The organism is Serratia liquefaciens ATCC 27592, assembly GCF_000422085.1.
GTDB lineage: Bacteria > Pseudomonadota > Gammaproteobacteria > Enterobacterales > Enterobacteriaceae > Serratia > Serratia liquefaciens.
Window position 1 is genome coordinate 2,334,429 of the sequence record NC_021741.1, and the last position, 18,892, is coordinate 2,353,320.

General features: G+C 55.1%; 20 protein-coding genes. 6 read left to right on the forward strand and 14 right to left on the reverse strand.

Going from position 1 to position 18,892, the window contains the following annotated elements; translation table 11 throughout:
- The first annotated feature begins 55 nt into the window (after positions 1–55).
- Positions 56–1,096, forward strand: a complete 1,041-nt coding sequence (locus tag M495_RS10995; protein WP_020826723.1) for an oxidoreductase — start codon at positions 56–58, stop codon at positions 1,094–1,096.
- A 66-nt stretch (positions 1,097–1,162) separates the two neighbouring features.
- Positions 1,163–2,167, forward strand: coding sequence for a bile acid:sodium symporter family protein (locus M495_RS11000; protein ID WP_020826724.1), 1,005 nt, complete (start codon positions 1,163–1,165; stop codon positions 2,165–2,167).
- Positions 2,168–2,204: 37 nt separating this feature from the next.
- On the opposite strand, the gene add is transcribed toward M495_RS11000, so the two are convergent.
- The 9 genes from add to M495_RS11045 all read right to left on the reverse strand — a co-directional run bounded on the left by add (position 2,205) and on the right by M495_RS11045 (position 9,414).
- On the reverse strand, positions 2,205–3,203 hold the full coding sequence (gene add / locus M495_RS11005; protein ID WP_020826725.1) for an adenosine deaminase: 999 nt from the start codon (positions 3,201–3,203) through the stop codon (positions 2,205–2,207).
- Positions 3,204–3,380: 177 nt separating this feature from the next.
- Positions 3,381–3,974 (reverse strand): AAA family ATPase, encoded by a 594-nt coding sequence (locus tag M495_RS11010; protein WP_020826726.1) that lies wholly within the window; start codon positions 3,972–3,974, stop codon positions 3,381–3,383.
- A complete protein-coding gene (locus tag M495_RS11015) occupies positions 3,971–4,408 on the reverse strand; it encodes a PTS sugar transporter subunit IIA (RefSeq protein ID WP_041415363.1) in 438 nt (145 codons plus the stop codon). The genes M495_RS11010 and M495_RS11015 overlap by 4 nt, the downstream gene beginning before the upstream one ends.
- Positions 4,409–4,417: 9 nt before the next feature.
- Positions 4,418–4,684, reverse strand: coding sequence for a hypothetical protein (locus M495_RS11020; RefSeq protein WP_020826728.1), 267 nt, complete (start codon positions 4,682–4,684; stop codon positions 4,418–4,420).
- A gap of 95 nt (positions 4,685–4,779) precedes the next feature.
- Positions 4,780–5,622: a class II fructose-bisphosphate aldolase gene (locus M495_RS11025; protein WP_020826729.1), complete on the reverse strand. Its 843-nt coding sequence runs from the start codon at positions 5,620–5,622 to the stop codon at positions 4,780–4,782.
- The gene (locus M495_RS11030) at positions 5,609–6,976 is read right to left on the reverse strand and encodes a PTS sugar transporter subunit IIC (RefSeq protein WP_020826730.1); all 1,368 of its coding nucleotides are present in this window, start codon (positions 6,974–6,976) and stop codon (positions 5,609–5,611) included. The genes M495_RS11025 and M495_RS11030 overlap by 14 nt, the downstream gene beginning before the upstream one ends.
- Positions 6,969–7,283 carry a PTS sugar transporter subunit IIB gene (locus M495_RS11035; RefSeq protein WP_020826731.1) on the reverse strand — a complete coding sequence of 105 codons (315 nt, stop codon included), beginning with the start codon at positions 7,281–7,283 and terminating at the stop codon, positions 6,969–6,971. The genes M495_RS11030 and M495_RS11035 overlap by 8 nt, the downstream gene beginning before the upstream one ends.
- A 10-nt stretch (positions 7,284–7,293) precedes the next feature.
- The gene (locus M495_RS11040; protein ID WP_020826732.1) at positions 7,294–8,274 is read right to left on the reverse strand and encodes a 6-phosphofructokinase; all 981 of its coding nucleotides are present in this window, start codon (positions 8,272–8,274) and stop codon (positions 7,294–7,296) included.
- Positions 8,275–8,658: 384 nt separating this feature from the next.
- Complete coding sequence (locus M495_RS11045; RefSeq protein WP_020826733.1) at positions 8,659–9,414, reverse strand: DeoR/GlpR family DNA-binding transcription regulator; 756 nt, start codon at positions 9,412–9,414, stop codon at positions 8,659–8,661.
- Between the two features lie 100 nt (positions 9,415–9,514).
- On the opposite strand from M495_RS11045, the gene M495_RS11050 reads away from it, so the two are divergent.
- Both M495_RS11050 and M495_RS11055 read left to right on the forward strand, forming a co-directional pair.
- Entirely contained in the window at positions 9,515–10,111 is a 597-nt protein-coding gene (locus M495_RS11050; RefSeq protein ID WP_020826734.1) for an NUDIX domain-containing protein, read from the forward strand.
- Positions 10,108–10,476 carry an NUDIX hydrolase gene (locus M495_RS11055; RefSeq protein ID WP_020826735.1) on the forward strand — a complete coding sequence of 123 codons (369 nt, stop codon included), beginning with the start codon at positions 10,108–10,110 and terminating at the stop codon, positions 10,474–10,476. Before M495_RS11050 ends, M495_RS11055 begins: the two co-directional genes overlap by 4 nt.
- Before the next feature lie 204 nt (positions 10,477–10,680).
- On the opposite strand, the gene M495_RS11060 is transcribed toward M495_RS11055, so the two are convergent.
- On the reverse strand, positions 10,681–11,862 hold the full coding sequence (locus M495_RS11060) for a MalY/PatB family protein (RefSeq protein ID WP_020826736.1): 1,182 nt from the start codon (positions 11,860–11,862) through the stop codon (positions 10,681–10,683).
- Positions 11,855–13,474, reverse strand: coding sequence for a maltose/glucose-specific PTS transporter subunit IIBC (gene malX / locus M495_RS11065; RefSeq protein ID WP_020826737.1), 1,620 nt, complete (start codon positions 13,472–13,474; stop codon positions 11,855–11,857). The genes M495_RS11060 and malX overlap by 8 nt, the downstream gene beginning before the upstream one ends.
- Positions 13,475–13,736: 262 nt before the next feature.
- On the opposite strand from malX, the gene M495_RS11070 reads away from it, so the two are divergent.
- Positions 13,737–14,768, forward strand: coding sequence for a Mal regulon transcriptional regulator MalI (locus M495_RS11070; RefSeq protein ID WP_041415365.1), 1,032 nt, complete (start codon positions 13,737–13,739; stop codon positions 14,766–14,768).
- A gap of 2 nt (positions 14,769–14,770) precedes the next feature.
- On the opposite strand, the gene M495_RS11075 is transcribed toward M495_RS11070, so the two are convergent.
- Positions 14,771–15,646: a LysR family transcriptional regulator gene (locus tag M495_RS11075; RefSeq protein WP_020826740.1), complete on the reverse strand. Its 876-nt coding sequence runs from the start codon at positions 15,644–15,646 to the stop codon at positions 14,771–14,773.
- 204 nt (positions 15,647–15,850) lie between these two features.
- Between M495_RS11075 and ampC the strand changes: the two genes are divergently transcribed.
- Positions 15,851–16,987 carry a cephalosporin-hydrolyzing class C beta-lactamase gene (ampC, locus tag M495_RS11080; protein ID WP_020826741.1) on the forward strand — a complete coding sequence of 379 codons (1,137 nt, stop codon included), beginning with the start codon at positions 15,851–15,853 and terminating at the stop codon, positions 16,985–16,987.
- A 45-nt stretch (positions 16,988–17,032) separates the two neighbouring features.
- Here ampC and M495_RS11085 read toward each other — a convergent pair whose 3' ends face one another.
- Both M495_RS11085 and M495_RS11090 read right to left on the reverse strand, forming a co-directional pair.
- The gene (locus M495_RS11085; protein ID WP_020826742.1) at positions 17,033–18,187 is read right to left on the reverse strand and encodes an MFS transporter; all 1,155 of its coding nucleotides are present in this window, start codon (positions 18,185–18,187) and stop codon (positions 17,033–17,035) included.
- Positions 18,188–18,263: 76 nt separating this feature from the next.
- A complete protein-coding gene (locus tag M495_RS11090) occupies positions 18,264–18,866 on the reverse strand; it encodes a TetR/AcrR family transcriptional regulator (protein ID WP_020826743.1) in 603 nt (200 codons plus the stop codon).
- Between the last annotated feature and the right edge of the window lie 26 nt (positions 18,867–18,892).

Below are 18,892 nucleotides of genomic sequence, written 5' to 3' on the forward strand. Positions count from 1 at the left end.
AGCGTCATGGTGTCAAATCTGACTGGTCTATTGCGAGCCAGTAAGAGGAAACACCATGGCAGAAAAAATTCGGGTTGGGCTGGTCGGTTACGGCTATGCCAGTAAAACCTTTCATGCGCCGCTGATTGTCGGCACCCCAGGCGTAGAGCTGGCTGCGGTTTCCAGCAGCGATGCCGGCAAAGTGCATGCAGACTGGCCATCGATGACGGTAGTCAGCGATCCGCAAGCGCTGTTTAACGACCCCTCTATCGATCTGATCGTCATTCCTACACCCAACGATACCCATTTCCCTCTGGCGCAGCAGGCAATGGCGGCCGGCAAGCACGTGGTGGTGGACAAGCCTTTCACCGTGACGTTGTCACAGGCGCAGCAGCTGGAGCAGCAAGCGCAGCAGAGCGGCAAGCTGCTGTCGGTGTTCCACAATCGCCGCTGGGACAGCGATTTTCTGACGCTCAAGGCATTGTTGAAAGAAGGCGCGCTTGGTGAGGTGGTTTATTTCGAGTCTCATTTCGATCGTTTCCGCCCGGAAGTGCGTCAGCGCTGGCGCGAACTGGGCGGTGCCGGTAGCGGCATCTGGTACGATTTGGGGCCGCATCTGATCGATCAGGCACTGCAACTGTTCGGCAAACCGGAAACGCTGTTTGTCGATCTGGGTGAACTGCGTCCGGGCGCACAATCGGTGGACTATTTCCACGCGATATTGAACTACGGCAAACGCCGGGTCGTTCTGCATGGTACCGTGCTGGCCGCGGCGGAAACCGCACGTTATATCGTGCACGGGACTCAGGGTAGCTTTATCAAGTTTGGGCTGGATCCGCAGGAAGACCGCCTCAAAGCGGGCGAGCGTCTGCCGCAGGCCGACTGGGGTTACGACATGCGTGATGGTGTAGTGACATTGTCACGTGATGGGGTGCTGGCTGAAAAACCTTTGCTCAGCATTCCAGGCAATTACCCAGCCTATTACGCGGCTGTCCGCGATGCGATTAACGGTGAGGGTGAAAACCCGGTCACGGCTGCTGACGCCATCCAGGTGATGGAAATGATCGAGCTGGGGATTGAATCTGCGAAACAACAAAAGGCGTTGCCGGTAGTCTGACCGCGGCGTTTTATTCTCAGGGTTCGGCGTGCCGAACCCGTCTTACTCCTCGAGGGATCCTGACCCATGTCCTGGTTGCAGCGTCTGCGTATTGATAAATTTTTGCTGGTATTGATTCTGGTGGTGATTGTCGCTTCGGTTTTCCCCTGCGAAGGCAGATGGGCAACCTTTTTTGAGCATCTGACCACCGCGGCTATCGCGCTGTTGTTCTTTATGCACGGTGCCAAGCTGTCTCGTGAGGCGATCATCGCCGGCATGGGGCACTGGAAGCTGCATTTGGTGGTGTTTCTCAGCACCTTTGCGCTGTTCCCGCTGCTGGGGCTGGCGATGAACCTGATGGTGCCGGGTTTGATGACACCGACGGTTTATCTGGGCTTCCTGTACCTGTGCGCACTGCCGGCCACCGTTCAGTCGGCGATTGCCTTTACTTCGGCGGCGGGCGGTAACGTGGCGGCCGCGGTGTGCAGTGCTTCGGCATCCAGCATTCTCGGTGTTTTCCTCTCTCCGTTGCTGGTCGGGGCGCTGATGCATACTCAGGGCGGTAATACCGATGTGTTGCACGCCATAGGTTCGATCATTTTGAAACTGATGGTGCCCTTTGTGGTTGGGCATTTGGCTCGGCCGTTAATCGGCAAATGGGCCGATCGTCATCGCAAGCTGATCAATCTCACTGACCGTTCATCGATTCTGCTGGTGGTGTATACCGCTTTTAGCGCTGCGGTGGTGGAAGGGATTTGGCACAAGATTGACGGCTGGTCGCTATTGACCATTTTAGTGATGTCGCTGGTGTTGCTGACGGTGGTGCTGATTATCAACACCTATGCCGCGCGCTGGCTGGGGTTCAATACTGCCGACGAGATCACCATCGTGTTCTGTGGTTCGAAAAAGAGCCTGGCGAACGGCATCCCGATGGCCAACGTGCTGTTCCCGGCGGCGGCGGTGGGTGCCATGGTGCTGCCGCTGATGATTTTCCATCAGGTACAGTTAATGGTGTGTGCCGTACTGGCGCAGCGTTACGCGCGTAAAACGGCCAAGCAGCGCGCAGAAGCAGGCGCGTTGACCGCGAAATGAAATAAATAAAAAGGGCGCTTGGCGCGCCCATTTTCACTTAGCCCTGCACTTTATCGCGCAGCGCCTGTTTTTCCTGTTCGCTGAGGAACGCCATTTTCAGGCCGTTTTCCTGGGCGGTGCGGATTTCAGCTGGCGTCAGGCCGGCTTGCGGTGCCGCTACGCGGTATTCGTGTTCAATTTCAATGCCCTGTACGGCCGGGTCATCGGTATTGATCGACGCCATAACGCCGTGGCGCAGGAACTTCGCCAGCGGATGCTGCGCCAGAGAAGGCACGGTGCTGGTCTGAATGTTGGACGTCAGACAAGATTCGATACCGATGCCATGCTCGGCCAGGAAGTCCATCAGTGCCGGATCCTCAATCGCTTTCACGCCATGGCCAATACGTTCGGCACCCAGTTCGCGGATCGCCTGCCAGATGCTTTCCGGACCCGCGGCTTCACCTGCGTGTACGGTGATGCGCAGGCCGGCGTCGCGGGCGCGGTTGAAGTGGCTGAGGAACAGGCTGCCAGGGAAGCCGAGTTCGTCGCCGGCCAGATCCAGTGCGGTAATACCGTCGCGGTGCGCCAGCAGGCCTTCCAACTCTTGTAAACAGGCCGCTTCGCCGAAGGTACGGCTCATGATGCCGATCAGGCGTACGTCGATACCCAAATCGCGCGAACCGGAACGAACGCCGTCAATCACGGCTTCCACCACCCCAGCCACCGGCAACTGATGTTTCATCGCCATGTAATACGGCGAGAAGCGCAGTTCAGCATAGTGCAGACCGGCATTGGCCGCATCCTCGACGTTTTCGTAGGCGACCCGGCGGCAGGCGTCCAGATCGCCCAGCACCGCTACGCCCCAGTCCAGCTTCTGCAGAAAGCTGACCAGATCCGGTTCGGTGTGAGTGATTTGCACGTGCGGACGCAGCGCCTCCAGTTCGTTGGCGGGCAGGGCAAGGTTAAACTGACGGCCAAGGTCAAGAATGGTTTGCGCACGGATATTGCCGTCAAGATGACGGTGGATGTCGGTCAAGGGGAGGCGTGGGTCAATCATGATGTGCACTCGTTATTTTGTTGTAGGTAAAGTGCAGATCAGTATAAAAACAAAATGATGAAAATTGCCATCGTGTTGCATAAAAAAGTGACGAGAGTCACATTAATGTTGCTGATTGCCGCATTTATGCGCTAAGGCGGGAGCGCGCCACTCCCGCATTGATGTCGGTAACAGAGCCTATCCGACCCTCAGTTTTGCGATGTTTTTTTCCTGGTTATCGCCGACGCCGTGCTGCGCCAGCCAGTGGTTAACCCTGTCGATGTCCAGCGGTTGTGCCTGCTCAATACGCAGCACCGGGCCCAGGGCCATCGGCATGACGCGATCGGCCAGCGCCCGCAGTTCGGGTAAGTACTCCGCACCGGGGTGGCCTTTGGGACGCTGGCCGGTACGGGCGGCGTAGCGTTCTGCGGCCAGTTCACCGGATATTTGGTTCCACACCTCCAAAGCTTGCGTCACGCCCGCTTCGCGCAGGTACTGGCGTAGCTGTTCTCTGGACTGAAAGCCAAACCAGGCGTCGATGACATAGATGCAACGCAGGGGCGCCTGCGCCACCATTGACCAGATAGCCTGGTACGCGGCATAACCCAACTGACGGTTCAGTTCGCGGTCTATGTTATCCAGGCGTGCCATAAAAGGTTCTTTGATACCGTCGAGGGAGAGATAAGGCAGATCAAAATGGTGCGCCAGCGCGCGGGCAACGGTGCTTTTACCGGAAGCCGGAACGCCATTGACCAAAATAACGGTTTTACCGTCGCTATCTGTCGAAGTCATAATATTTCCACCACCTCTTGCCAGAGTTTTGCGGCGCGTAACCGCTCGAGCCGCGGCTTGTTATCCAGCAAATCCACAATCGCGCGGATGCCTTCCTCAATGTGGCTGTTACTGTCGGTTGCGCCGAACAGGATCACGATGTCGGCCTCTTCACTGTCTTCGAAGGCGATCGGCTGCTCCAGCAGCACCATGCTGAAACAGTTTTTGATCACGCCGCATTCCGGGCGCGCATGGGGAATGGCAATGCCTTCGTCGAAGACGTAATAAGCCCCATGGGCCAGCGTATTGCTGATCACCGCCTGATAATAGGATGCGTGAATATAACCGTTTTCGACCAGGGGCCGGGCTGCCAGCTCAATCACCTTCTTCCAGTCGGTTTCCTGCACGCCGACCTGTATCGCACCGGCTTCTATCAGCAGTTGTTTAATCGTCATCATATTCCCTCAAAGAGACTTCCTGATAATATTGCGCAGCTCATCCATTTTAATAAAAATTCCATCGATCTGCTGGCGATAGCTTTTATTTTTGGCATAAATCTTTAATGCGCGATTATAAGCCAGCATTAAAGCCTTATGAATTTCGCTATCCGCCGGCGCTGTGGCCAACTGCTGTTCTAATACACTAATTTCGGCTGATATTTCATTGGCTTCGGCATTCTGTAGGCCGTGATCAAGTTCTTTGTTTCGCGGGCTTTTCATAAAATTAAACATGACCTTCTCCACAAATTAAGCGTGAACTTTCCAGCCCCGACGGGCGCCGGGGCACCAGGGTTGTGGGTTTTATAAAAAAGAAAATAGGGCAGTGATTATTTAAACAGGCCGATCTTTTCCGTTAATACCTGGGTAACGGCATTGTTGGCGGGGATCAGGAATTTGCGCACGCTGTCATTGACCTTGCCCTTTTCAAAGGTTTGTTTGCATCGGTCTACCCATTGCACGTTCATCTCGGTGCCCACGTTCACTTTTTCGATGCCACCGGCTACCGCGAGCCGCATATCTTCATCGCTGACGCCGGTACCGCCATGCAGCACCAGCGGGGTACCTGTGGCGGCGGTGATTTCGGCCAGACGCTGGTGCTGGATATGCGCCTTGCCGGTATAGAGCCCGTGGACGGTGCCTACCGAGACCGCCAGCATATCGACCCCGGTTTCATCGACAAAGCGTTTGGCATCTTCCACCGTGGTAAAGCAGATATCCTCTTCCGCCACCGCCTTACCGTCTTCGGAGCCGCCGATGGCACCCAATTCGGCTTCTACCGACACGTTATGTTGACGAGCAATGTCGATCACTCGACGGGTATTGACGATGTTCTCATCCATTTCCAGGTGCGAACCGTCATACATTACCGAACTGAAGCCTGCGTCAATCGCCGTCTCGATGGAGGCAATGTCAGAGCAGTGATCCAAATGCAGGCAGGTGGGAACATCCTCGCTTTGGGCCAGAGAACGTACCGAATCAACCAGCAGCCTGTAACCCAAATATTCGGCAGTACCGGTCGAAATCTGGATCATCAACGGGCTGTGCATACTTTTGGCCGCTTTGAAAAAGGCCGGTAACATTTCCAGACAGTGGAGATTGAATGAACCTATCGCCTTGAAATCTCGGGCTTTGGCCACTGACAACAGCTCGTTGAAATTATAGAGTTTCATGGACTTTTTCCTCATGGTGCTTGGTTGATTTACCGTTAACAAACCACGCAATCAGCGTGACGAAGGCGATGAACAGGGCGATGAATAGCCAGTTGCCCTGGAAAGCATGTCCCATCACCAGCCCACTGCTGATGACGTCGGAGTCGCTGAAGGTCACCCCGACAAAGCCGTAACTTTCCAGCATCGGTACCAGAATGGCCGGCAGGAAGGTGATAAACAGGCCATGAACCACCCCGCCAATCATGGCGCCGCGACGGCCACCCAGCGCATTACCGAAGATGCCTGCGGTGCCGCCGGCGAAGAAGTTGGTCAGCAGACCGGGCAGGATCATCGCCAGACCGAACATTGGGAAAACGATCATGCCGATGATTGAGCCAAGGGTGGTGGCGAGGAAGCCGACGATCACCGCGTTGGGGGCGTAAGGGAACAGCACCGGACAATCCAGCGCCGGTTTGGCATCAGGCACGACGCGCAGGGCGATACCGCGGAAGGCGGGTACCAGCTCATTGAGCAGCAGGCGTACGCCGCTGTAGAGGATAAATACGCCAGCGACAAACTGGATGGCCTGCATAAAGGAATACATCAGGTAATTCATGCCGCCGGCATACTGGGCGATGTACTGCGGACCGGCAGCCAGCGCTGGGATCAGATACATCGGGATCATCACCACCGCCATCGACAGGTAGGTGTCCTGCAGGAACTTGAAGTTATCGGGCAACTCCAGGTCTTCGGTAGAGCGGGAGCCCTTACCGACTACCTTGGCGACGGCAGCCTGTACCAGATAGCCGATGGTGCAGAAGTGCCCCAGGGCCACATCGTCCGAACCGGTAATTTTGCGCACCACCGGCTGGGCCAGTGCAGGCATCAAGACCGCCATCACGCCGCCGAATATGCCGCCGGTCAGAATCAGCGGCATGCCGGTCAGCCCGGCCTTATAGCCGATCACCGCCCCTATGGTGGCCATCCACAGCAATGCCTGGCCGGTCAGGAAGATGTATTTGAACGGAGTAATGCGCGCAATGATGATATTCACCGCGAAAATTACCATCAGGGTCAGCGCCACTTCTGAACCCAACTCGCGGTTGGCCAAGCCGGCGATGGCGGCGACGTCGGTGATATAACCGGTCATGCCGAACCCTTGGGTGAATATACTGTTCAGATAGGTCAAGGCACCGACAATAATGTTGATGCCCGCCATCATGATCAGGAAACCCAGCAGGGTTTTGAAGGTGCCTTCGGCCACTTTGCCGATGGATTTCTTCTGCAGCAATAGCCCCAGCATGGCGATAAAAGCGACCAGAATGGAAGCCTGGCCCAACAGATCTTTGACGATAAAGTCAATCAGGCTATTCATGGCGGGTTTCCTTCATGTCACGTTCTTTCAGGAAGGCCACGATCTTTTGCTCAATTTCCACTTTATCGGTAAGCCGATGCAGAATAATGACCCGCTTCTTTTCCTCTTCGCTGGCGTCGGCATTTAAAATATCGGCGAAGGTTTTCTGGGTAAGAATAATATCTGATTTAAAGGCGCTGGCCTCAGAGATAGTAGTGTGATCAATATCTGCCTCAATCTCTAATTTCTTCAGCACCGCTCTTGCGCTCATTTCAATGGCAAAGCTGGAGCCGAGGCCACAGCCACATACGCACAGTATTTTAAGCATGGGTATCTCCTCAGATTATATTTAATTGCCTGGCGAGTTTGTAATGGTGTCCTTCGGTATCAACCAAACGTTTCTGCATGCTGATTAAATCGATGGGAATAGGTTGGTTGCCGGCATTAATAATGATTGCCTTGTTCTTCATTCCTGAATGAATACAGCGAACCACTTCGCTGGCCATAATGGTCCCCTGATAAATCTCTTCGCCGGTCGGTTCACCATTGCGCAGACCGTAGCCCATAATCGTTTTACGAATACGCACGCCAATTTTTGGCTCCAATTGTTTTATCATGGTGTCGATAGCGCCTTGAAAACCGGGCGAGTATTCTTTGGTATAACCCTCTGAGCACAAAATAATCACGCTATTTTGCTGCTCAAGTCGTCGAGTTATTTTCTCTGCCAGCTGATTCAAGGCATATTGGCATTCCGGGATCAGGGCAAAATCCGCATTGGATTTGATGGCCGATTGCAGCGTCAACTCCCCGCAGTAACCGCCCAGCAGCTCAATCATGAACACGCGTCCGGGCAGGGCGCGCCCGGTGTTTCTCAGTTTTGAAACTTCATTTATCACCTGTTCGCAGGCGGTGGAAAAGCCAATGCTGTAATGACTGCCGAAAACGTCATTGTCGATAGTCATCCCCACGCCAAAACAGTTAATACCGAATTCACTGAGCGTATTTAAAAACTGCAGCGACCCGTCACCACCGGCCATAATAAGCACGTCTATGTGCAAGGCCTTAAGCTGTTTGCTGATGGTTTCATATTCTCCAGCCGTCAATTTCTTGGCCGTGCGGCCGGAAGAGATTATCGGCATTGATGAAATGGAGAAATCAACCAAATCGCGTTGGGCAATAGGATGGTGCTGATTAGCCAATAATCCGGGGATGCCGCCGTTAAACAGAATGATATCTGCCTGCGCCAACCTGGCGACCTGGAAAATAAAGTTATTGATCCCGGTGACATCGCCGCCGCTTATTACTACGCCAATCTTCATATACCTGTCTCCAGCCAATTCCGTGGAGATCATTGTCATTTTTGGCATCGGTAAAATTTGCAGGCGACATCACAAAACAATCACAAATATTTTTATGGATGGCCTTGACAGGCTTGCCGGCAGGATTAATTTTGCGAAGGATATCTCATTTTATTTTTGGCGGCTTCGAGATTTTTAGATGATGATTATTAATAATCAAAGAGTTGCGTTCACGTCGCGTTAAGGCCGGCTTTACCGCCATCAATGGCGAGGAGCAAAGAAATAAGTTTAATGAAGTGTGATAACTCTCGCATTTTTATTCGATACGCTGAGTGTGACGTTAATAAATACGCGGATAAAAGAAATAACCACGTATTTATTAAGTTATTTAATGATTGAGGTTATTCAGGCTCTAACCACGGTCAAACCGGCCTGTTCCAGCGGGCCCGTCAGTGCAACATCGGTGGAGCGCTCGACGATAATACTCTGCGCCATGGAAATATCGCCAATGGCATATTGCGAGGCGGCATTGAGCTTGGCGGCCGAGGCCAATACCACGGTTTCTGCCGCCCGTGCGGCCAGTGCCCGCTTGATGTAAGCCTCTTCGAGATCGCCGGTGCTCAGGCCGGCGGTAGGGTGCACGCCAGTCACGCCCATAAAATAAATATCGGCGCGAATATGAGACATGGCTTCCACTGCGGCTGCGCCAACGCTGACGATCGAATGTTTATATAAACGCCCGCCGATCAGGATCACTTCGACCTTCGGGTGGTCTACCAGACCGACGGCCACGCTGGGGCTGTGGGTGACGACGGTGGCTTCCAGCGTGGGCGGGAGCTGCCTGACCAATTCGGCAGAAGTCGTGCCGCCATCCAGAATCACCACTTGCCCAGGGGTAATCATTGCCGCCGCGGCTTTGGCAATCGCACGTTTGGCGGCGGATTCCTGCCCGTTTCTTTCGGCAAAGGTGGCAATGGCCGGGGAGACCGGCAGCGCTCCGCCGTGCACTCGTTGCAATAGGCCTTCACTGTCCAATTCGCGCAGATCGCGCCGCAGGGTATCTTCGGACAACCCGAACATCTCGCTGAGCTGTTTGGCCAGAACCTGTCCGTCCTGAGCCAGTTTTTCCAGAATGATTTTTTTACGTTGGCTGGTGAGCATGGCGTTTTCCCGTTAAATTTGCGCTGCACGAAATATCTTGATCATACACGAAAATGCACGATAGTATCAATTTCCTTTCCTGCTTGTGGAGTTGAGCACCATGATCGCTACCCAAGATCGGGTTCGCATTGTCGAAACCCGGGTACTGTCTGATGACTGGTATTTGCTGAAAAAAACCACCTTTGATTTTTTGCGTCGCGATGGCGTATGGCAGCGACAAAGCCGTGAAACCTACGACCGCGGCGATGGAGCCACCATTTTGCTGTTTAACCGGCAAAGGCAAAAGGTAGTGCTGACGCGTCAGTTCCGCTTCCCGGCGTTCGTCAATGGGCACGACGGCATGCTGATAGAGGCTGCCGCCGGGTTGCTGGACAATGCGTCGCCAGAAGAGCGCATCCGGGCTGAAGCGGAAGAAGAAACCGGCTATATCGTGCAAAACGTGCAAAAGGTGTTTGAAGCATACATGAGCCCCGGTTCGGTGACGGAGAAACTGCACTTTTTTGTCGGCGAATACCAGGCTGATGAGCGGGTCAGCGATGGCGGCGGGGTGGAGGCGGAAGGCGAAGATCTCGAAGTGATCGAACTGCCGTTGGCAGACGCACTGCGCGCTGTCAGCCAGGGCACCATTGTCGATGCCAAAACTATCATGCTGCTGCAGTTTGTTGCCCTAAACCACACTCTGGAGAAGCGTTTATGAGCGCCCAATTGATCCTGATTGCCGGCCCGTACCGTAGCGGCACCGATGGCGATGCACAACGCATTGCCGACAACTTGCACCGGTTGGAGCAGGCCGCGCTGGCGGTCTATCAGCGTGGGCATGTGCCGGTGATCGGCGAATGGTTGGCGCTGCCCCTGGCGACGGCGGCCGGTTCCACCCAGTTGGGGGATGCGGTGAGTGAAGCGTTTCTCTATCCGGTGGCCCACCGACTGATAGCCCAGTGCCAGGCTATTTATCGCATCGAAGGGGCGTCGGCCGGCGCGGATAACGACGTGCGCCTGGCTAATGAGTGGGGAATGCAGGTGTATTATCGTCTGGATGATATCCCGCAGTTGACACCGTAAGAATGAAAAAAGGCAGGCTTTCGCCTGCCTCAGACTGCGGACATACCCGCGAAAGGCTAAGCCGGTAGGGGTCGAACATGTTCGACCCGATTTAACTCATTGATTATGCTAATGGGCGCAGCATACAGCGCCCCTACAGTAAAACAACAGAGCACTTCGTCAACGGTTTCAGGCAGGCTTTCGCCTGCCTTCCAGCCCATCAGTTCAAACCTCGTCCAACACAAACTTCAACCCATTTATCAGCTTGTCCATGCCCGCCTCGAGCTTGCTGCGCGGGCAACCTACGTTCAGCCGCAGGAAGCCACGGCCTTCTTCGCCGTAGGTGAAACCGGGCATAATCGCTACCTTTTCGCGTTCGATCAGTACCTGCTGTAGCTGGCGATCGTCTATGCCCAGTGGACGCAGATCGATCCAGGCCAGATAGGTAGACTGCGGCGGCTGCCAGGCCAGGGCAGGAAAGGCCTGATTCAGCCGCTCGGCGACGTACGTCAGGTTGTCCTGCAGGTAATCACGCAGCGCATCCAACCAGGGTTCGCCGTGGCGATAAGCGGCAATATGCGCCGCCACTGCCAGCACCGCCGGGGAAGATAAGCCGTCGCGCGCTTTCAACTGCTGGAAATAAGCCTCGCGGCTGGCATCGTCACTGATAAAACCGTAGGCGCCGGTCAACGCCGGGATATTGAAGGTTTTCGAACCTGAAGTCAGCAGTGCCCAGGGCGTGGTGGCGACCTGACTCCACGGCGTGTGGCGGTTTTCCCCCCAGACCATATCCATGTGGATCTCATCGCTGATCACCCGTACGTCGTGGCGTTCGCACAGCTCAGCCATCTGCTGTAATTCTTCTGCGCGCCATACCTTGCCGGTCGGGTTCTGCGGGCTGCACAGCAGCAGAATTTTGGTCTGTGGCCGTGCCAGCAAGGCTTCCAGGTGCGCCATATCGCACAGCCAGTCGTTACCCTGCTGATGCAGCGGGCAGGCCAACAGTTGGCGCTGATTACCGAGGATCACCTTATAAAAGGCGTCATAGGCCGGGGTATGGGTGACCACGTATTCACCCGGTGCCGACCACTGGCGAATCAGTTGCGCCACCATATAAATTACCGACGGGCCATACACGGCCATGTTGGTGTCGACGGGGCTCGCAAAGCGCTGTTGATACCAGTGGCGTACCGCACCGAGAAAATCTTCATGCTGCCAGCGGCTGTAACCCAGTACGCCATGCTGCAGGCGCTGTTGCAGCGCCTCGATAATGCAGGGGGCGGTGGCGAAATCCATATCGGAGATGGTAAAAGGCAATAAATCGTCATGGCCAAAGCGATCGGCAATGTAATCCCACTGCGTGCACCAGGTACCGTGCCGATCGACCGGGGTAGAAAAATCAAACATGAGACGCTCCCTGCAGGGCCGCAGCAGGTTGCGCGGCGGCTATCAGTGAGTCTAATTCATCTTTCACCGATTGCACCTGCGGGCCGATCACCACCTGCAGGTTATGCTCGTTAAGGTGCACCACGCCAATCGCGCGGTTGGCTTTAAGCGCGGCATCGTCCACTTTGCTCATATCATCAACGGACAAGCGTAAACGGGTGATGCAGTTATCCAAAGAGACGATGTTCTCGCTACCGCCCAGCGCCGCCAGGATTGCCGGCACGTTATAACCGGATTTGCCTACCACACCGACAGGGGCGCTTTGGCTGCCGGCAGTCTCGCTTTCACGGCCCGGCGTTTTGATATTAAAGCGCTGAATGGAGAAGCGGAAAATAGCGTAGTAGGCCGCGAACCAGATGGCGGCAACGATCGGCACCAGATACCACTTGGTGGCGGTACCGTGCAGGATGCCGAACACCACGAAGTCGATGATGTTGCCGTCGGTGTTGCCGATGGTTACACCCAGCAGCGCCATCACGGTGAAGCCCAGCCCGGTCAGGATGGCGTGAATAAAGTACAGGAAAGGCGCGACGAACAGGAACAGGAACTCGATCGGTTCGGTAGTCCCGCCGACCACGCAGGCCACGACGCCGGAGATCAGCAGGCCCTTAATCTTGTGGCGGTTTTCCGGTTTGGCGCAGTGATACATTGCCAACGCCGCTCCCGGCAGACCGCCGAGGAATGCCGGCATTTTACCCTGTGACAGGAAGCGGGTGGCGCTTTCGGCAAAGCCGGTGGTGGTCGGGCAGGAGAGTTGAGCCTGGAAGATGGTCAGTGCGCCGCTGACGCTATGGCCGCATACGTCCAGCGTGCCGCCCGCCTCGGTAAAGCGAATTAGCGCCACCAGAATATGGTGCAGGCCGAACGGCAACAGCAGGCGTTCGCCGGTACCGAAAATCATCGGCCCAAAGGCACCGGCACCATTAATCACCCAGCCCAGGCCGTTGATGCCGGCGGCAAACCACGGCCAGATCAGAGGAATCACCAGACCACACAGGCCCAGTACCAGGGTAGTGACGATCGGCACGAAGCGGGTGCCGCCAAAGAACGCCAGCGCATCCGGCAGTCGAATGGTATTAAAACGCTCATGCAGCAGGTAAACGATAATGCCGACGATCACCGCCCCCAGAATGCCGGTATCGATCGACTGAATGCCGAGGATGTTCTGGATGTTATTGGCTTTCAGCACCAGCGGATCGGTGGTGGGCAAAATGCCAGCGGTGGTCAGATAGAAGTTGGTGGCCAGGTTCAGCACCGCAAAACCGACAAAGCCCGAGAACGCGGCGACACCCTTGTTTTCACGCGCCATACCCAGCGGAATGGCGATGGCAAACATCACCGGCAGGAAGCTGAAGGCGAATGAGCCAATCTTGCTCATCCAGGTGAACAACAACTGGAAGGCAGGGTGGCCGATAAACGGCATCAGGGTGATGACGTCGCGGCTGCTTAGCGAACTGCCGATCCCCAGCATGATGCCGCAGAACGACAGCAGGGCGACGGGCAGCATGAATGTTTTGCCCAGGCTCTGGAAAAACTCCCAGAGCGTAATTTTTTGTTTTTTAGGTGCTGGCATAACCGGCGGCTCCTGGCGAAAAAGCGTGCAAAAGTGGTGTGTACCCCTGTTAGGTAAAAATAAGATAAAACGTTTTACCTAGCAAAAATGCGCCGCTAATCACAATTTCAAAGCCTGCTTTGCGGTGAGAATGGATGAGCCAGTAAAACGTTTTACTGATCAAACAGATTCGGTATACCATTTGCTCCAAGAGACATCCCCCTGGCTTGCTACCCTTGAGTGGCCAGGGGACAGAATGCCCAGGATCGGGCTCGCCGAGGTCATGACCATCAAAAAGATCACCATCACTGATGTTGCGCAGCAGGCCGGCGTCTCCGTCACCACGGTTTCGCTGGTGCTGAGTGGCAAAGGGCGCATTTCATCGACCACCGTAACGCGGGTGAATCAGGCGATTGAAAGCCTGGGCTACGTGCGTAACCGTCAGGCGGCGACGCTGCGTGGCGGAGAGTCGGGCGTGATTGGGCTGATCCTGCGTGATATTTGCGAGCCGTTTTATGCGGAAATGACCGCCGGGCTGAGTGAAGTGCTGGAGGAACACGGCAAAGTGCTGTTCCTGACCCAAAGCGGTCGCGATGGCAAAGGGCTGATGCGTTGTTTTGATACCCTGCTGGAGCACGGCGTTGACGGCATGGTGCTGGCGGGCGGCGTGCGTATGGCCGGGGGGCTGAAGGAAAAAGCCGCAGAGCAGGGGGTTCCGTTAGTCTGTGCGGCACGTTCCAACGGTTTGGACGGGGTAGACGTGGTGCGGCCGGACAATATGCAGGCCGCCAAACTGGCCACTGAATTTCTGATCAAACGCGGTCACAGCCAAATCGCCTATCTCGGCGGGCAAAGCAGCTCGTTGACCCGCGCCGAGCGCCTGGGGGGCTTTTGCGCCACGTTGGTACAGTACGGCCTGCCTTTTCGCACCGAATGGATTGTCGAGTGCGATTGTCAGCAACGGGCGGCGGCGGAAGCGGCAGAAAATCTGCTGCGCCAGTATCCGAACATCAGCGCACTGGTCTGCCACAAGGCGTCGGTGGCGCTGGGGGCTTATTTTGGCATCGTGCGTAGCGGACGCAGTATTGGCTCGGAAGGTGTGGATACCTATTACGGTCAGCAGGTGGCCCTGATCGGTTTTGGCGACGTTCCGGAAGCCGAACTGACCGAGCCGCCCTTGACGCTGGTTTCCAGTTCTGCGCGTGAAGTGGGCCGCAGCGCGGCCTCACGCTTGCTACAGCGGATTGCTGATACCGGGTTGCCGCCGCAAAACGTTATCCTGCCACCGATGTTGATTAAACGCGGTTCTGCCTGAATTTACGCCGACTCTTCATTGGCCTGTTGCTGTATCCAACCGACAAACACCTTCATCGCGGGTGTCATATCGCGTGATTTCAGGTGGGTGAGCCAGTAAGCACCAAGATTGGCTTCGGCGGCAAAGGGGCGCTGCAATACCCCCTCGCGTAATTCGCGAGCAAACATGCGGGCCGGTGCCAGGGCGACGCCGCCGCTGTGAATGGCACCTTCCACCATCAGCCGAGAAGAGTCGAATACCGGGCCGTTTATCCGCCATGGCGTGACCTGTGCCGCGGTGAACCAACGCTCCCATTCGTCTTTGCGATAGCTGCGCATCAGAAGTTCGTGTTGCAGATCCTGCGGCGTACGCAGGCGTTGGGCGATTTCCGGCGGGCACAGCACCGTCAGCGGGGCGTCAAACAATTTAAGGTTGTGGGTAGCGGGCCAGCGTCCTTCGCCGAAACGGATAGCAAAATCCATTCCGTCGGCGGACAGGTTAACCAGGTTATTGTTGGTCAAGACACGCAGATCGATAAACGGATGCGATGCTCTGAAAGCCGCCAGACGTGGCATTAGCCACCCAACGGCAAAGGTACCGACCACCGCCACCGTCAGCACCTCATGGAAATGCCCGCCTTCGAACTGCTGCAGCACCGATTCAATGCGGTCGAAGGCGTCGGTCAATATCGGCAGCAACGCCTGTCCTTCTTCGGTCAGATCCAGACCACGCGGCAGCCGCCGGAACAGTTGAATACCCAACTGTTGTTCGAGCGTTCGCACCTGTTGGCTGACGGCGGCCTGGGTAACGCTCAGTTCCAATCCGGCGCGGGTAAAATTCAGGTGGCGGGCGGAGGATTCAAACGCCCGCAGAGCATTCAGAGGAAGTCGATTGCGCATAAGCTAAGCCATAAGTTTTTCTTTATGCTGGCTGAAATTATTATCGCTTGTCAATCTATGTCTAAACCCCGATATTTTGCGCAGCTGGTGCGGATATCACGCAGTCAGAAAAGGAATACCTTCATCAACCAGGGATGTCTTTGTGTCGAATGACAACAAAATCTTTTAGCCTCGGCCGATACCCTAAAACTCAAGAGCTTCATTATGACGAAAATAAATCGCTTGGCGGCCGCGTTGTTCGCCGCACTGATCCTGCCGGCAGGCCATGCCGCCGATAAGGCCGACATTGACGCCATTATTCAGCCGCTGATGCAGAAATATGCCGTTCCAGGCATGGCAATTGCGGTATCGGTAGAGGGGAAACAGCAGTTTTATCACTATGGCGTGGCGTCCAGGCAGACCGGCAAACCAATCACCAGCCAGACGCTGTTTGAAATTGGTTCATTGAGCAAAACCTTCACTGCGACCTTGGCCACCTACGCGGTCAGTGAAGGCAAAATGTCGTTTGCCGATCCGGCCAGTCGTTATTTGCCGGCGTTGCGCGGCAGCGCCTTTGACCATGTCACCTTGTTGAATTTGGCGACCCACACCTCCGGTCTGCCGCTGTTTGTCCCGGACGACGTGACCAACGACGCGCAGTTGATGGCCTATTACCGACAATGGCAGCCGCCGCATGCGGTGGGCAGCTACCGCGTTTATTCCAACCTGGGCATCGGTATGCTGGGGATGATTACCGCCAAGAGCCTGAACCAGTCCTTTACTCAGGCGATGGAAAAACAGCTGCTGCCGGCTCTGGGGATGAATCACACTTATATTAAGGTGCCGGCCGAAGAAATGGCGAATTACGCCCAGGGTTACAATAAAAAAGACCAACCGGTGCGCGTCACGCCGGGGCCATTGGATGCCGAAGCCTACGGCATCAAATCCAACGCCCAGGATCTGATCCGCTACCTCGACGCCAACATGCAGGTGGTCAAGGTCGGGGATCCGTGGCGCAAGGCGCTGGCGGCCACCCATACCGGTTATTACCGTACCGGGGTGTTTACTCAGGATCTGATGTGGGAAAGCTATGCGTATCCAGAGAAGTTGGCGACGCTGACGGAAGGCAACAATGCCGGGATGATCATGAACGGGGCGCCGGCCACGGCGATAACGCCGCCGAAGCAGGATCAGGGCGCGGCCTGGTACAACAAAACCGGTTCGACCGGCGGCTTCTCCACTTATGCGGTATTTATCCCATCGCAAAAAATTGCGGTGGTGATGCTGGCCAATAAATGGTTCCCGAACGATGACCGGGTTGCAGCCACTTACCGTATTGTTCAGGCGCTGGACAAACGCTGATACCAATAGGGGCGCTGCGGCGCCCCTGACTTCACTCGTTATAAATTAACGCCAGCCCTGCTGACCGCGACGCAAATAGGGTGAAATTGACAACAGAGCCAATACTGCCAATGCCATCCCGATCCACAACGCCGAACGCAAGCCATAACCGGAGGCGATCGCCATTCCCCCCAAATAAGAACCGCCACCTAAACCAATATTAATCACTGAGGTATGAACCGCATTAACCATAGGCCCTGGATGAGCCACGCTAACAATTCTCGCCATCATGGCAGGGTTCATTGGCACACCGGATAGGCCAATCAGTATTACCGCGCAAATGGCGATTAACGGGTATTCGGCAAATAACGCCATGCCGAACAACGACAGGCTGAGAATAGACAACCCCACCACCATAATCGCCAGACTGTGGCGATAGGCCAAGCGCCCGGTGATCATGTTACCGACAATATTGGCCAGGCCGTAAAGCATCAAAATAAAGGGCACGGTCTGCATGGTAAAGCCGCTGACGTCGACCAAAACGGGAACGAAATAGCTGAAGGCCGCGAAGCTGGCACCCAGAATTAAGCAGCTGGTGGTGCAGGCTTTCCAATAGGCCTTGTTTTTAAACGCCTTGATTTCCTCTGCCATTTTGAGCGTCCTGCCTGCGGCGATAGCGGGTAACAGGCGCACCAGCGCAAGCAAACAGATAAAGACCAACACGGCGACCAGACCGAAGGTGATGCGCCAGCCCCAGTGTTGATCGATGATAGTGGCAAGAGGGACGCCGAATACGTTAGAGACCATGAAACCGCCGATGACTATTGAAGCGGCGCGCGGGCGGTGTTGTATCGGAACCAGCGCCATGCTGGTCGCCAGCGAAAGGCTCAAACACCCAGCGCACAAAATGCCTGTCACAATTCGGATAGCAACCAGAATAGAATAATCGGAAATAAAGGCACTCAAGCCTTGTATCACGACATACAGAGCTAATAGCCACAATAAGGTGGTTCGGTAGGGGGCTTTAAATTTCAAGAAAAAATAGGTTAATACCGGACCACCCAACATCACGCCAAAGGCATAATAAGAAATTAAATGGCCAACTTCCCCGACGGTGATGCTAAAGGCTTCGGACAAAGTAGACATCATGCCTGCCACCATTAATTCTGCTGTGCCAATTGAAAAAATGGCCAACCCCAATATATACACTGCTAACGGCATAGCTTTACTGCTCTCCTGGATTTTGAATGATCGTTACAAAAATATTTAATACTCTGCGTGAGATTTTTTCTTTGTTTTATAAGTTGATTAACAGACCTGCGACGACGTCTTCGAGGGTGTTTCTATCTGAAATGTTTTTATTCAGCACGCGCAAACCGTAATAACCGGCTAAAAAGCCTCTGGCCATTTCAATCGCGGATGCTTTGCTACCGAGTTCTCCTGTTTGTTGGCCTTCGGTAAACACCGCGACCAGGGTTTGTTCTAAACGTTGCCGATATTCCTGATTCAGACTGGCTACCGCCTGGTCTTTGCTGCCTCGCTCCAGTGCCGAGAACAAGACCATGGCGTCATGTTGCTCGGGTTGCGAGAGATCTTCGGCAATTCCCCACAGCAGCAGGGTACGTAGTCGTTCCTTCACCAGGCCAGGCTGTGTGAGAATGGCTAATTGCGCCGACATGGTGTGTTCATGGCTGCGCAACAACGCTTGCTCGTACAGAGCTTGCTTGCTACCAAAGGCATTATATAGGCTTCCTCTCCCCAACCCGGTACCGTTGCATAAATCTTGCGCAGAGGTGCCTGCATAGCCATTGACGCTAAAAACGGCCACGGCGGCATCAATGACATCCTCATCTTCGAACTGTCTCGGACGACCTGGATAGATAGGTTTTTCAGCACTCATGGCGGATTGGGGGGCTTTAAATGAGT

What these genes read in the sequence shown, in the direction of transcription:
- M495_RS11035 (WP_020826731.1), bottom strand. Translation starts at nt 7,283, where the DNA reads ATGCTTAAAATACTGTGCGTATGTGGCTGTGGCCTCGGCTCCAGCTTT.
- M495_RS11070 (WP_041415365.1), top strand. Translation starts at nt 13,737, where the DNA reads ATGACCATCAAAAAGATCACCATCACTGATGTTGCGCAGCAGGCCGGC.
- M495_RS11050 (WP_020826734.1), top strand. Translation starts at nt 9,515, where the DNA reads ATGATCGCTACCCAAGATCGGGTTCGCATTGTCGAAACCCGGGTACTG.
- M495_RS11020 (WP_020826728.1), bottom strand. Translation starts at nt 4,684, where the DNA reads ATGTTTAATTTTATGAAAAGCCCGCGAAACAAAGAACTTGATCACGGC.
- M495_RS11010 (WP_020826726.1), bottom strand. Translation starts at nt 3,974, where the DNA reads ATGACTTCGACAGATAGCGACGGTAAAACCGTTATTTTGGTCAATGGC.
- malX (WP_020826737.1), bottom strand. Translation starts at nt 13,474, where the DNA reads ATGCCAGCACCTAAAAAACAAAAAATTACGCTCTGGGAGTTTTTCCAG.
- M495_RS10995 (WP_020826723.1), top strand. Translation starts at nt 56, where the DNA reads ATGGCAGAAAAAATTCGGGTTGGGCTGGTCGGTTACGGCTATGCCAGT.
- M495_RS11075 (WP_020826740.1), bottom strand. Translation starts at nt 15,646, where the DNA reads ATGCGCAATCGACTTCCTCTGAATGCTCTGCGGGCGTTTGAATCCTCC.
- ampC (WP_020826741.1), top strand. Translation starts at nt 15,851, where the DNA reads ATGACGAAAATAAATCGCTTGGCGGCCGCGTTGTTCGCCGCACTGATC.
- M495_RS11090 (WP_020826743.1), bottom strand. Translation starts at nt 18,866, where the DNA reads ATGAGTGCTGAAAAACCTATCTATCCAGGTCGTCCGAGACAGTTCGAA.
- M495_RS11000 (WP_020826724.1), top strand. Translation starts at nt 1,163, where the DNA reads ATGTCCTGGTTGCAGCGTCTGCGTATTGATAAATTTTTGCTGGTATTG.
- M495_RS11025 (WP_020826729.1), bottom strand. Translation starts at nt 5,622, where the DNA reads ATGAAACTCTATAATTTCAACGAGCTGTTGTCAGTGGCCAAAGCCCGA.
- M495_RS11060 (WP_020826736.1), bottom strand. Translation starts at nt 11,862, where the DNA reads ATGTTTGATTTTTCTACCCCGGTCGATCGGCACGGTACCTGGTGCACG.
- M495_RS11055 (WP_020826735.1), top strand. Translation starts at nt 10,108, where the DNA reads ATGAGCGCCCAATTGATCCTGATTGCCGGCCCGTACCGTAGCGGCACC.
- M495_RS11015 (WP_041415363.1), bottom strand. Translation starts at nt 4,408, where the DNA reads ATGACGATTAAACAACTGCTGATAGAAGCCGGTGCGATACAGGTCGGC.
- M495_RS11030 (WP_020826730.1), bottom strand. Translation starts at nt 6,976, where the DNA reads ATGAATAGCCTGATTGACTTTATCGTCAAAGATCTGTTGGGCCAGGCT.
- add (WP_020826725.1), bottom strand. Translation starts at nt 3,203, where the DNA reads ATGATTGACCCACGCCTCCCCTTGACCGACATCCACCGTCATCTTGAC.
- M495_RS11040 (WP_020826732.1), bottom strand. Translation starts at nt 8,274, where the DNA reads ATGAAGATTGGCGTAGTAATAAGCGGCGGCGATGTCACCGGGATCAAT.
- M495_RS11045 (WP_020826733.1), bottom strand. Translation starts at nt 9,414, where the DNA reads ATGCTCACCAGCCAACGTAAAAAAATCATTCTGGAAAAACTGGCTCAG.
- M495_RS11085 (WP_020826742.1), bottom strand. Translation starts at nt 18,187, where the DNA reads ATGCCGTTAGCAGTGTATATATTGGGGTTGGCCATTTTTTCAATTGGC.